General features: G+C 67.2%; 12 protein-coding genes. 2 read left to right on the top strand and 10 right to left on the bottom strand.

Going from position 1 to position 12782, the window contains the following annotated elements; genetic code table 11:
* Window positions 1-7: 7 nt before the first annotated feature.
* The 3 genes from topA to cspA all read right to left on the bottom strand — a co-directional run bounded on the left by topA (window position 8) and on the right by cspA (window position 3942).
* Complete coding sequence (topA, locus tag SHTP_RS01525; protein ID WP_096369565.1) at window positions 8-2812, bottom strand: type I DNA topoisomerase; 2805 nt, start codon at window positions 2810-2812, stop codon at window positions 8-10.
* A gap of 203 nt (window positions 2813-3015) precedes the next feature.
* Entirely contained in the window at window positions 3016-3594 is a 579-nt protein-coding gene (locus tag SHTP_RS01520) for a hypothetical protein (protein WP_096369564.1), read from the bottom strand.
* Between the two features lie 144 nt (window positions 3595-3738).
* Window positions 3739-3942, bottom strand: coding sequence for a cold shock protein CspA (gene cspA / locus SHTP_RS01515; protein WP_007166602.1), 204 nt, complete (start codon window positions 3940-3942; stop codon window positions 3739-3741).
* Between the two features lie 248 nt (window positions 3943-4190).
* Between cspA and SHTP_RS01510 the strand changes: the two genes are divergently transcribed.
* Both SHTP_RS01510 and SHTP_RS01500 read left to right on the top strand, forming a co-directional pair.
* Window positions 4191-6506 (top strand): DEAD/DEAH box helicase, encoded by a 2316-nt coding sequence (locus SHTP_RS01510; protein ID WP_096369563.1) that lies wholly within the window; start codon window positions 4191-4193, stop codon window positions 6504-6506.
* 491 nt (window positions 6507-6997) lie between these two features.
* Entirely contained in the window at window positions 6998-8029 is a 1032-nt protein-coding gene (locus SHTP_RS01500) for a PAS domain-containing protein (protein ID WP_096369561.1), read from the top strand.
* Between the two features lie 8 nt (window positions 8030-8037).
* Here the strand turns inward: SHTP_RS01500 and SHTP_RS01495 are convergent, their stop codons facing one another.
* From SHTP_RS01495 to ssd, 7 genes are read right to left on the bottom strand one after another with little or no spacing between them, the layout of a single operon-like run.
* On the bottom strand, window positions 8038-8361 hold the full coding sequence (locus SHTP_RS01495) for an Rv3654c family TadE-like protein (protein ID WP_231991256.1): 324 nt from the start codon (window positions 8359-8361) through the stop codon (window positions 8038-8040).
* A 31-nt stretch (window positions 8362-8392) separates the two neighbouring features.
* The gene (locus SHTP_RS28275; protein ID WP_276527073.1) at window positions 8393-8680 is read right to left on the bottom strand and encodes a TadE family type IV pilus minor pilin; all 288 of its coding nucleotides are present in this window, start codon (window positions 8678-8680) and stop codon (window positions 8393-8395) included.
* Window positions 8681-8715: 35 nt separating this feature from the next.
* Complete coding sequence (locus tag SHTP_RS01485) at window positions 8716-8916, bottom strand: DUF4244 domain-containing protein (protein WP_096369559.1); 201 nt, start codon at window positions 8914-8916, stop codon at window positions 8716-8718.
* A 24-nt stretch (window positions 8917-8940) separates the two neighbouring features.
* On the bottom strand, window positions 8941-9543 hold the full coding sequence (locus tag SHTP_RS01480) for a type II secretion system F family protein (RefSeq protein WP_096369558.1): 603 nt from the start codon (window positions 9541-9543) through the stop codon (window positions 8941-8943).
* A gap of 25 nt (window positions 9544-9568) precedes the next feature.
* Window positions 9569-10372 (bottom strand): type II secretion system F family protein, encoded by an 804-nt coding sequence (locus tag SHTP_RS01475; RefSeq protein ID WP_096369557.1) that lies wholly within the window; start codon window positions 10370-10372, stop codon window positions 9569-9571.
* A complete protein-coding gene (locus SHTP_RS01470) occupies window positions 10369-11538 on the bottom strand; it encodes a TadA family conjugal transfer-associated ATPase (RefSeq protein ID WP_096369556.1) in 1170 nt (389 codons plus the stop codon). Before SHTP_RS01470 ends, SHTP_RS01475 begins: the two co-directional genes overlap by 4 nt.
* On the bottom strand, window positions 11535-12596 hold the full coding sequence (ssd, locus tag SHTP_RS01465; protein ID WP_085981944.1) for a septum site-determining protein Ssd: 1062 nt from the start codon (window positions 12594-12596) through the stop codon (window positions 11535-11537). Before ssd ends, SHTP_RS01470 begins: the two co-directional genes overlap by 4 nt.
* Window positions 12597-12782 lie beyond the last annotated feature (186 nt).

The raw sequence follows: 12782 nt of genomic DNA, 5'->3' as shown, positions 1-12782 counted from the left end.
GCCCCGGTCACGCGCGTTTGACGGCCTTTTTCGCCGGCGATTTGCGGGTGGTCTTCTTGGCGGCTCGCTTCACCGGCCCTCGGGCCCGGCGGTCAGCCAGCAATTCCGAGGCCCGCTCGTCGGTGATCGACGCGACCTCGTCGCCCTTGCGCAGACTGGCATTGGTTTCACCGTCGGTGACGTACGGACCGAACCGCCCGTCCTTGATCACCATCGGCTTGCCCGACGCGGCATCGGTCCCCAGCTCACGAAGCGGCGGAGCCGAAGCGCTCTGCCGGCCAGAACGCTTGGGTTCGGCGTAGATCTTGAGCGCTTCGTCAAGGGTGATGGAGAAAATCTGGTATTCGGTGGCCAGCGAGCGAGAATCGGTGCCGCGCTTCAGATATGGCCCATAGCGCCCGTTCTGCGCGGTGATCTCTTCGCCGGAAGCGGGATCCGTGCCCACCACGCGCGGCAGCGAGAGCAGCTTGAGCGCGTCCTCGAGGGTGACCGTCTGCAGGTCCATGCTGCGCAGCAGCGAACCGCTGCGGGGTTTGGGCCCGGTGGCCTTCTTGCTCTTCTTGGCGGGGGCCTCGGCCCCGGCTTCGGGTGCGGGAGGTTCGGGAAGAATCTCGGTCACATACGGCCCGTAGCGCCCGTCCTTGGCGACGATCTCGTGGCCGGATTCCGGGTCGATGCCCAGCACGCGACCTTCCTGCGGCGTGGCGAATAGCTCTTCGGCCAGCACCAGGGTCAGCTCGTCGGGTGTCAGCGAGTCATTGAGGTTGGCGCGCTGCGGGGTCGGCTCACCGTCTTCGCCGGTTATGGTGCGTTCCAGGTAGGGACCATTCTTGCCCACCCGAACGTAGATGGGACGCCCCTGCTCATCGTCAAACAGCTTGATGGAATTGACTTCTCGCGCATCAATGCCTTCGAGGTTGACACCGACGAGCTTCTTGAGCCCCCCGGCGCGCGCCACCGAATCAGACACGCCGTGGTCGCCACCGAAGTAGAAGTTGTTGAGCCAGTCGGTGCGCCGCTCCTGACCAGATGCGATGGCATCGAGCTCGTCTTCCATCGCCGCGGTGAAGCCGTAGTCGACGAGGTGCCCGAAATGTTGCTCCAACAATCCGGTGACCGCGAACGCCACCCACGACGGCACCAGGGCGCTGCCCTTCTTGTGTACGTAGCCGCGGTCCTGGATCGTCTTGATGATCGGGGTGTAGGTGGACGGGCGTCCGATTCCCAGCTCCTCGAAGGCCTTGACCAGCGAGGCCTCGGTGTAGCGGGCGGGCGGGTTGGTGGTGTGCCCGTCCGGGGTCAGCTCGACCGCGTCGAGCCGCTGGCCCGGCGTCAGATTCGGCAGGCGCCGCTCGGCGTCATCGGCCTCGCCACCGACCAGTTCGTCCACCGTCTCCACGTAGGCCTTGAGGAACCCGGGGAAGGTCAGGGTGCGACCGCTCGCCGAGAACACCACCTGCTGCTCACCCGCGCTACCACCGATCCGCAGGCTCAGCGTGGTGCCGCGGGCATCCGCCATCTGGGAGGCCACCGTGCGCTGCCAGATCAGCTCGTAGAGCCGGAATTCGTCGCCGTCGAGTTCACGACGCACGGCGTCGGGGGTTGCGAACGTCTCACCCGCGGGGCGGATGGCCTCGTGCGCCTCCTGCGCGTTCTTCACCTTGCGGGTGTACTGGCGCGGAGATGAGGCCACATACTCTTCGCCGTAGAGCTGGCGCGCCTGGGTGCACGCGGCGTTGATCGCCGACTCCGACAGGGTCGTCGAGTCGGTTCGCATGTAGGTGATGTAACCGTTTTCGTAGAGCCGCTGAGCGATGCTCATCGTCCGCTCACCGGAAAACCGCAACTTGCGGCCGGCCTCCTGCTGCAGCGTCGAGGTCATAAACGGTGGGTACGGACGGCGGCTGTAGGGCTTTTCCTCGACCGAGGCCACGCTCAGCTGCGCGCCGTGTAGGCCGGTGGCCAGCGCGGCCGCCCGGGCCTCGTCGAGCACGGTGACCTCGTCGGCCTTGCGCAACGTGCCCAGCGAGTCGAAATCGCGACCGGTGGCCACCCGCAAGCCGTCCACACTGGTCAGTCGGGCGACAAAGGTGGGCGGCGCGGCCTTCGGGTCGGACACGCTGGCGTCCAGCGTGGCGACGATGTCCCAGTAGGACACGCTGCGGAACGCCATCCGGTCGCGCTCTCGCTGCACGATCATCCGCGTGGCCACCGACTGCACCCGGCCGGCCGACAGCTTGGGCGCGACCTTTTTCCACAGCACCGGACTGACCTCGTAGCCGTACAGCCGGTCCAGGATGCGCCGGGTCTCCTGCGCATCGACGAGGTCCATGTCCAGGTCACGGGGGTTTTCCGCGGCTTCGAGGATGGCCGGTTCGGTGATCTCGTGGAAGACCATCCGTTTGACCGGCACGCGCGGATTGAGGGTTTCCAGCAAGTGCCAGGCGATCGCCTCGCCCTCGCGGTCACCATCAGTGGCCAGGTAGAGCTCGTCGACGTCTTTGAGCAGGTCTTTGAGCTCGCTGACTGCGCTCTTCTTCTCCGGGCTGATGATGTAGAGCGGTTCGAAGTCCGCGTCGACATTGACGCCGAGGCGCGCCCACGGCTCGGACTTGAACTTGGCGGGCACATCCGCGGCGGCCCGCGGCAGGTCGCGGATGTGGCCACGCGAGGATTCGACTATGTACCTGGGCCCCAGGTAACCAGCAAGTTTGCGCGCCTTGGTGGGCGACTCGACTATGACAAGTCGCCGGCCGCTCCCATTTCCGCCGCTGCTACGGCTTCCAGGGCCCTTCGTTTTCGGGTCAGCCAACTGCGGTTACGCTCCATCTCTCATCCCAGCCCCGCTGGCGGGGCCACCCTTGCAGAAGGGTGCCAGGCCGGCTGCTGAATTTCAGGCGAAATCCAATAGCCCGACATTCCCACCTGCGGGCAACAGACAATTTCGCACCCTAAGGCGGGCCTGCGCAAACTGGCTGCAATTCAGCTCCTCGGAAAACCGGGGTCCACAGGCGCCTAGCCCCGGGGCCATTGAGCCAACGCTTCGGCACCGGGCGGGGGTTCCCCCACGTTCTCTACCAGGCGCGATAGCCTTCGTCGCCCGCTTATCCGCAGCGCCGGGTGGCTCCCTCGGGTGCCGATCAAAGTGGGTGCAATGCCCACTCGCATCAGAGCCGACGCCAACGGCGAATGTGTATCGGGTGCGTGCGGATCAAGCCCCAGCAGATATCGGTCGGCCTCGGGACTGCCGGCGGCCAGCGCCCAGGCGCGCAGCTCTCGCGGACCTGGCAGCCATCGCGGCGGAACCGTCTTGACCGCGCCACGGGTCCACTCCGCGGCGATTGCGCGCAATCTGGGGTCTACGGCGGTACGCACCAGCGGCGTGTCCTCGTCGGTGTGGGTGATCTCAGGCACCAGGCCCGCCTCCCGCATCATCTCGGCGAGAGCTTCGGCTCGCCAGGACTCCCCGACCACCACCGACAGCCGCGCACCAGCACCAACCATCACGACCTGGCCGGATGCTGCCAACACTCCGGATAGGTCCTCGACCGCGGGCGGCACCGACTCCGTGGCAAAGAAGGACAGCTGACTCACGCCACCGACAGTAGGCCAGTAACCCGGTCCGCGGGTTCTCCCCGTCCGGCGCGGCGACCAAGGCGCTCACGGCAGAAACGAAAACCCCCCGCCGGACCCGCTCAGCGGGATCACGTCGGGGGGATTCGTCAGAATCTGCTCGGATCAGACCGAGCGGACTCCGGTGGCCTGGGGGCCCTTAGGGCTGTGGCCGATCTCAAACTCGACTTTCTGGTTCTCTTCAAGGGTGCGGAAGCCCGAACCCTGGATCTCCGTGTAGTGGACAAAAACATCCGCGGAGCCATCCTCGGGGGCGATGAAGCCGAACCCCTTCTCCGCGTTGAACCACTTCACAGTTCCCTGTGGCATCTCTCGATCTTTCCTTTTCTTCTGGGTGCGGTGCACCGCCTCTCGGTGCCCCGGGCCAAGCCGCGACCGCCATACCTCGCAGAGTCGCCGGAACTTCACCCGACCGATAACCTCGCAGGAACCGCGGCCGCAACGTCGATCCTGCGAAAGTTTGACACGAACACAGAAGCTACGACCGCGATTAGTCAATCATGTTCATGGCGTCGGCGACAGCCCGTTGTCGTCGATGAATTGTGAAGGGTTTGCAAATGATAAGTTTCGGGCGCGAATTGCTTGCCGTCGCGCTCGCCGGTACCCCGACCGGAGAACATCCTTTACACCATGTCGCCGAGCTGCCGCCGCGTGCGGGTCAGCCGAGCGCCTGGCCGCAATGGGCCGAGCCAGACGTCGTGCGCACCTTCACCCAACGTGGCATCACCGCCCCCTGGTCACACCAGTCCACGGCCGCGGAGTTGGCCCATGACGGCCGTCACGTGGTGGTGAGCACAGGTACCGCGTCCGGCAAGTCGCTAGCCTATCAACTTCCCGTCCTCGCGGCGCTGGCGGCCGACCCCCGCGCCCGGGTGTTATATCTGTCTCCGACCAAAGCGCTGGGCCACGACCAGTTGCGCACCGCGCAGGCGCTGGTTGCCAACGTTGAACGACTTAGGGATGTCGCGCCCACGGCTTATGACGGCGACAGTTCCGATGAAGTGCGCCGCTTTGCCCGCGAGCGTTCCCGATGGTTGTTCTCCAACCCGGACATGATCCATCTGTCGATATTGCGCAACCATGCCCGCTGGGCGGTCCTGTTGCGAAATCTTCGATATCTGATCGTCGACGAATGTCATTACTATCGGGGTGTTTTCGGCTCGAATGTGGCAATGGTGCTACGCCGTCTGCTGCGATTGTGCGCACGCTACTCGGCGCACCCGACGGTCATCTTCGCCAGCGCGACGACGGACTCACCGGGTGCCACCGCCGCCGAATTGATCGGCCAGCCGGTTGCGGAGGTCACCGAGGATGGGTCGCCCCAGGGGGCCCGCACCGTGGCACTGTGGGAACCCGCGCTGCGGACCGACCTGACCGGCGAAAACGGCGCCCCGGTGCGGCGCTCCGCCGGCACCGAGGCGGCGCGAGTGATGGCCGATCTGATCGTCGAGGGAGCGCAGACCTTGACCTTCGTCCGGTCACGGCGGGCCGCTGAGCTCACCGCGCTGGGCGCGCAGGCGCGGCTGCAAGACATTGCGCCCCAGTTGTCGCACACGGTGGCGTCGTATCGGGCCGGTTATCTGCCCGAGGACCGCAACTGTCTCGAACACGCATTGACGGAGGGCCGGCTGCGCGGTCTGGCCACCACCAATGCGCTGGAGTTGGGCGTCGACATCGCCGGGCTGGATGCGGTGGTGCTGGCCGGATTCCCCGCAACCGTCGCATCCTTCTGGCAGCAGGCGGGGCGGTCCGGCCGGCGTGGCCAGGGTGCGCTGGTGGTGTTGATCGCGCGCGATGATCCGCTCGACACGTATCTGGTGCACCATCCCGCGGCGCTCCTGGACAAGCCGGTGGAGCGGGTGGTGATAGATCCCGGCAATCCCTACTTGCTGGGGCCACAGTTGCTCTGCGCGGCAACAGAACTTCCGCTCGATGCGGTAGAAGTCCACGAGCTTCGCGCCGTCGAGGTGGTCGAAACGCTCGTCGATGACGGTCTGCTGCGCCGGCGCGGCGACAAGTACTTTCCGGCACCGGGGGTGCAACCGCACGCCGCGGTGGACATCCGGGGTTCCATCGGTGGGCAGGTCGTCATCGTGGAGGCCGACACCGGCCGGCTATTGGGCAACGTCGGAGCCGATCAGGCGCCGGCATCGGTGCATGCGGGTGCCGTTTATCTGCATCAGGGCGAAAGCTACGTCGTCGACTCCCTGGACACCGAAGAAGGGCTCGCCTTCGTCCACGCCGCCGATCCCGGCTATGCGACCTTTGCGCGCGAGCTCACCGACATCGCGGTAACCGGATCCGGCGAGCGCTTGGAGTTCGGGCCCGTCACCGTCGGCTTGGTGCCGGTGACCGTCACCCACCAGGTGGTGGGCTACCTACGGCGCCGGCTTTCCGGTGAGGTGATCGATTTCGTCGAGCTGGATATGCCCGAACACGTGCTGCCCACGACCGCGGTCATGTATACCATCACCGCAGAAGAGCTGTTGCGAAATGGTGTCGACGCCGTCGCGATTCCCGGTTCGCTGCACGCCGCCGAGCATGCGGCGATCGGGCTGCTGCCACTGGTGGCCAGCTGCGACCGCGGCGACATCGGCGGCATTTCCACCGCTATCGGGCCCGAAGGACTGCCCAGTGTCTTCGTCTATGACGGCTATCCGGGTGGGGCGGGATTCGCCGAACGCGGCTTTCGACGGGCGCGCACCTGGCTGGGAGCCACTGCGTCGGCGATCGAGGCCTGCGAATGCCCGAGCGGATGCCCGTCCTGCGTGCAGTCCCCCAAATGCGGCAACGGCAACGATCCCCTCGACAAGGCGGGCGCCATGCAGGTACTGCGACTGGTGCTGTCACAAGTGGGTGACGATTTACTCTAGGAACACCGGGGCCCGGCCAGGCAGGACTGGCATACCGGCTGTTCGCGAGTCATCTTGCACACCCGGCGGACGGCGACCGACCCCTCGACGGTCGACCTCCACCGATCTGGATGATGAGCCATCATCCCGTGCAGCGAACGGCTGGACGTACACAATCCGCTCACACCCCCGACGGTGCGGGTGCAGCAGAAAACTACCCGGATGTCACTAGGCGCGCAAATCACCACGCGCAGCGGCTTCCTTCGTTGCGGCCGTGCGGCGCCGCGGCCAACGAGCCGCTCAGCATCGGCGAGTTGCATTGCCGGGTAGCGGCATACGTTGCAGTTTCGCGCTGGTCAAAGGCCGGCTGGGCACGTCCGGGGGCAACCGGGACAGCGTGGTAGCGTTTGCCCGGATATGTCAGCAGGTATGCGCTGTGCGGCAACGGGATTCCAATATCGTTGGATACCCACCGACTCGTGGCCGCCTCTAGCGAACAGTAGACTGCGCCTATGACCCACGACTGGCTGCTCGTGGAGACCCTGGGGGACGAACCCGCGGTGGTGGCGCAGGGGCGTCAACTCAAAAGTCTCGTTCCGATCACCAAGTTCCTGCGCCGCAGCCCCTACCTTTCCGCAGTTCGCACCGCGATCGCCGAATCGCTACAGACTGGGCAGAGCCTGACCAGCATCACTCCCAAGAGTGACCGGGTGATCCGCACCGAACCAGTCGTGATGTCAGACGGCCGCATTCATGGTGTGCACGTGTGGACCGGTCCCGCCAACGAGGAGCCGCCCGAACGGCCAACGCCAGGCCCCCTCAAGTGGAATCTGACCCTGGGAGTGGCAACCGACACCCGGGAGTCGTTGGCCAACAGCGGCAAGAATCCGGACCTCGAAGTCACCTACGGCCGGGCCTTCGCCGAAGATCTGCCGTCCCGGGAGCTCAACCCGAACGAGACCAAGTTCCTGGCCATGGTCGTCAAACCGGAGCCAGGTCAAACTTTGTGCAGCACATGGGATCTAACCGACTGGCGCGGGAAGCCGATCCGAATCGGATTTGCCGTACACAGCGCCCTGGAAGAGGGCCCAGACGGCCGTGAACACCTGGTCGCACGAGCGATCAATTGGCGGGCCGAGCAGAAAGAACCGGTGGTGCCGATCGACGATCTGGCCCGGCGGATACTGAACGGACTTGCGCAAGTCGGAGTTCACCGCGCACTGGTTGACCTGAACAATTGGTCGCTGCTCAAGTGGCTCGATGAGCCGTGCTCCTTCTACGACTGGAGGCGAAGCGAGGAAGACGGGCCGCGGGTTCATCCCGACGACAGGCCTGTGATCACTTCCATGACAGATAAATTCGCGAAAGGGGCGGCCAGCGCGGTGCTACGGCTACCCGGGCGCGGTGCTGACGAATGGGTGCCGGTCCACGTCACGGTCAACCGAATCGAACTCGAACCGGAGACGTTCGCCGGACTGATTTCGCTGCGATTGCCCAGCGAGGAAGAACTCGCCGAGGCCGGCTTTCCGGCGGCCGCAGAGTAGACCCGATTTCACTGTCGATGAATTGAGTGGGCCCGCTCTGGCGTATCGATCGGCCCGGCCCTGGCAACCGCGCGCGCGGCGCCCGCAATGCCGATCGGCACCTCGACCGTGACGACCACGTCAAGCTCACGCACCACACATTCGACGTCACCGACCCGCATCGCCCGGGCCACCGCCGCTGCACGCGCGCAGGCCTGCGCCGCACCGGAGCTTAGCCGTGCCGCGCCGGCCAGTGCGGCAAGATCCGCCGACGTCTGAGCCCGGTGCCGGGCCACCATCGCCGCACCCAGGTACACACCGGTGCCGGCAATGCACAGCAAGACGGCAATCATCGAGGCCGCGAGCAAGGTAGCCGAACCGCGGTCATCCCGGCTCTGCGACGGCGACCACCTCAGCGGATATAGCCAATTCCGGCAATAGCTTTGAACGTGCAACCACCGAGACGAGCACCAGCTCACCGTCTCTTCGCAGCCGAACCCGCGCGGCCGGCGGCGCAATCGCTCGAGCGACCCGCAGGGCCGTGCCAGTGTCGCCACGCGCGGCCAACCGGGCCGCCTCGCGAGCGGCATCCACGCAGCGCAATTGCATTGACAACGCACAGATCCCGGCCAGACACAGCGCCAGCACCACGACCAGCGAGGCGATCGCCAGGGCCGCTTCAACACTGCTGAACCCGGCATCGGTACCTAGACCTTGGTGCTCAGCGCCCGGGTGATGATGCGGGTCAACGCGGACACGACCGAATCTCCGGTCACAACCGTGTACAGGATGGCGCCGAAAGCGGCCGCTGCGATTGTGCCCAAAGCATATTCGACGGTGGACATGCCCGAGTCGTCGGTCACCAGAAGTGTCAGGCGAGCCAGCATCACCCGAAAAATGTTGTTCATCAATGTCTTCCCTTCCCCGGATCGTCACAGCAGACCGGAATCCAGCACCTTGGCGGCCAACCCGGCCAGCACCGGAACAATGCCCAGACACACGAAGGCCGGTAGAAAACACAACCCGAGGGGGCCGGCAATGAGCACACCGGCACGTTCGGCGGCCGCCGTGGCCGCGTGCGTCGCATCGTGGCGTGACTGCGCGGCCAGTTCGCCGACAGCATCGGAGAGTGCGGCACCGGAGCAAGCCGAGCGCCGCGCCAAGCGCAGCAACGCATCTACGTGGCCGTCGACCGAACTCAGCGGCAACTCCGGCGGGGCCGACCAGGCTACGGACGGGTCGGCGCCCAACATCAGCAACTCGGCCGCGCGCGACAGCACCCGCGCGAGCCCCGGTGGCGCCGATCGGGCGGTCGCCGCGGCGGCGGCCGGCACCGCCATGCCCGAGGCCAGACAAGTGGCGAACACATCCAGGCACGATGCGAACGCCAGTGGATCCTCACCACGCGCTGGCCGGGTTGGCTGTTCCACCCCAAGCGCACCCGGGTGCGACGGCGTCCTGGGCCGTGCCCGCACCACCGCGCGCCGGCCCCCCACCGATAGGGCCATGGCCAACAAGATTGCGGCAACGCTCATGGGCGCGCTGCCAATCGGGGCCTGCTCATGGCATCACCCGGTCGGTGATCCGGTCCGACCACCACAGACCACCGGCCGCCAGGGCCAGGCCGACCACCAGCAGCCAGCCGCCCAGATGCCCGCCGAGCAAGAAGGCCAACGGCTGGGCTCCGATGAGCTGCCCCAGCACTACCCCGAGTACCGGCAGCCCAGCCAGAATGCCCGCGCTGGCGCGGGCGCCGGCCAGTCCCGCCGAAACCTTTGCCGTAAATCGTTGACGTTGCGCGACATCACGTTGGGCGGCCCGCATCAGGGTGGCGATGGCCAGACCGTGGTCACTGGCCAATTGCCAGTACACGGCTAGTCGTTCCCAATGCGCGGGCAGGGCCGACCGCCGGGCGGCCGCACGCAGGCCACCGGTGACGTCAGCACCCAATCGGGCGTGTGCCGCCACACCACGCATGGCCGCAGCCACCGGACCATCGGTTTCGTCGGCGGCGACGCCGAATGCGCGCACCGGATGGGCACCCACGCGCAGCTCACCGACCAAAATCTCGAGTGCCGCCTCCAACGCCCACCCCTCCCGCACGCCGCGGGCACGGACCCAGCGCCGGCGACGACGCCGGCTCGCGGTCCCCGCCACCACCGCGACCGCAAGCACGGTTGTCAGTGGCATCACCAGGACGGCGCCCGCCAGCGCGCAGGCGAGCAGACAGCCGAGCCATCGCGTTGCGGATAGCCAATTCGAGTGCCCACGAACATCGTTGACGCTGATCCGGCGCCGCACCGGAACCGACAGCACGGCGATCGCGGCCGCAACCATCAGCGCGGCCAGCACCAGACCGGTCATGGCGTCCCCCGCCCGCTGAGCAGGCCGCGCAACACGGCGCCGCCGTCTTGCTCCATGCCCCGGTCCGCGTGCCACGCGGTCAGCGCCGCAACGAGACCGTCTTCGGCCCTGTGTAGAACGGCAATCTCGCTGAGCCGGCGCCGCCCACCCTGATCGCGGGTGACGTGCAGCAGCACCTGCACCGCCGCGGCAAGCTGGCTGTGCAGCGCCGCGCGGTCCAAGCCCCCCAGGGCGCCCAGCGCCTCCAGCCGAGCCGGAACCTCACCGGGGCTGTTGGCGTGCACGGTGCCCGCGCCGCCCTCGTGTCCGGTGTTCAGCGCCGCGAGCAGGTCCACCACTTCGGCTCCCCGAACCTCGCCGACGACGATGCGGTCGGGCCGCATCCGCAGCGCCTGGCGGACGAGTTGGCGCAGCGTGACTTTGCCGGCGCCTTCGACATTCGCGCAGCGGGCCACCAGTTTGACCAGGTGTGGGTGCCTCGGAGCCAATTCCGCAGCGTCTTCGACGCACACGATCCGCTCCGAGCCGCCGACGGCTCCCAACATCGCGGCGAGCAGGGTCGTCTTTCCGGCACCGGTACCCCCGCACACCAGGAATGCCAGACGCGCGGCAAGGATTTCACCGACCAGCTCGGCGGCTTGCTCGGCGATCGCGCCGGCGGCGATGAGCGCCGCCAGATCCACTGTGGTGGGCCGCAGCACGCGCAGCGACAGGCAGGTGCCGGCGGCGGCCACCGGTGGCAGCACGGCGTGCAGCCGCACCGTCAGTCCACCGGTACCGATCCCACCGAGATGTCCGTCCACCCAGGGTTGCGCGTCATCGAGCCGGCGTCCCGCCGCCAACGCCAGCCGTTGCGCCAGCCGCCGCACCGCCGCCTCGTCGGCGAATCGAACCTCGCTGCGGCGCAGCCCGTTTCCATCGTCAACCCACACCGCGTCGGGCGCGATGACAAGGACGTCCGTGGTGCCGTCGGCACACAACAGAGGCTCGAGAATGCCGGCACCGGTCAGCTCGGTCTGCAGCACCCGAAGATTGGCGAGCACCTCCGTGTCGCCAAGCATCCCGCCGGACTCGGCGCGGATCGCCGCCGCCACCACGCTGGGTCTCGGCGGCCCGGGTTCGGTCGTCAGCCGCTCACGGACACGTTCGATCAGTGGTCCGTTCATGCGGCCCGACCGCCCGGTACCGCCGTCGAATTCGGCAGTAGCGCGAGCACCCGGCGGGCCGCGGCGGCCAGCGGCGATCGCCTCCGCAATCGCAGTCCGCCGTGTTCGAGTTGCTCGACCAACCGAGGCTGCACTCGCATCGATGCGAGCAAAGGCACCCCGGCAATATCGGCCACCTCCGCCGCCCGCAACCCGCCCGGCGACGGCCCGCGCACCACCAGTCCCAGGTGGGGATTGATCGCGGCAAGCACCGGAACGATCGTTGCGGTGGCAGCGCAGGAGCGTACGTCGCAGGGACAGACCAGCACGACGAGATCGGCGCGGTCCAGTGCGACCTGCACGGCGTCGGTCAGCCGTCGGGGAAGATCACAGACCACGGTCACTGCACCACGGCGACCGGCGTCGATGAGCGCGCCAACCGCACCGCAATCCAACTCCTGGCCGCGCCGGGTACCCGACAGCAGGCTTATCCCCCGGTGCCGCGGCAGGCCATCGCGCACGGCCGACCAGGCCAACCGTCCGCCCTGCAAGGACAGGTCCGGCCAGCGTAGGCCGGGGAGGTTTTCGCAACCCATCAGCAGATCGATGCCCCCACCCCAGGGGTCCAGGTCAACCAGCAGAGCATCGGCGGCACTTTGGGCCAGGGCGGCCGCGAACAACGAAACCCCCGCTCCGCCACTGCCTCCGATGACGGCAATCACCTGGCCGACCTCGCCGCCAAGACCCTCGTCCCGCGCTGCCTCGACCGCTTCGGCGAGTTCGCGGATCAATTCACCCTCTTGTTCGGGCATCTGCAACACGGCGCCGGCGCCGATCGCGACGGCGGTCACCCAGGTATCGGTCCCGGCCTCAGCTCCGGTCAGCAGGCAGACGTGGGCGCGCCGGGGCAAGGCGGCTTGGCTCAAACCCCGCGCTGCCGCGGGATCGAGCACCACGGCTCCAGCGGCCGACCATGCCTTTCGCGTCACCGGTTTGCGACCGTCGCCATGGACGATCCGAACGCCCACGGCCGCGGCGACTCGATCCAGCTCGTCACGCAGCTTCGGGTCGACAAGCATCGACAACACGCCGGCGCTGTCGGTCGCGGTATGAAGTGGCTTGGTCACCCAGCTACCGTGCCGGCCGAGCGCCCGTGCCCACCAGGGTCAATCGCGAATTTGTGGAAAGAGACGCAGCTGTGCACAATCGCGCGGGCCGCCCGGCTCCGAGTCGGCCCGGACCACCAGGACTTCGAGAATCTCCGC

Source organism: Mycobacterium ulcerans subsp. shinshuense (genome assembly GCF_002355775.1).
Taxonomy (GTDB): domain Bacteria; phylum Actinomycetota; class Actinomycetes; order Mycobacteriales; family Mycobacteriaceae; genus Mycobacterium; species Mycobacterium marinum.
Note: the sequence above shows the minus strand (reverse complement) of the source record. Positions and strands in the feature narration are given on the sequence as shown.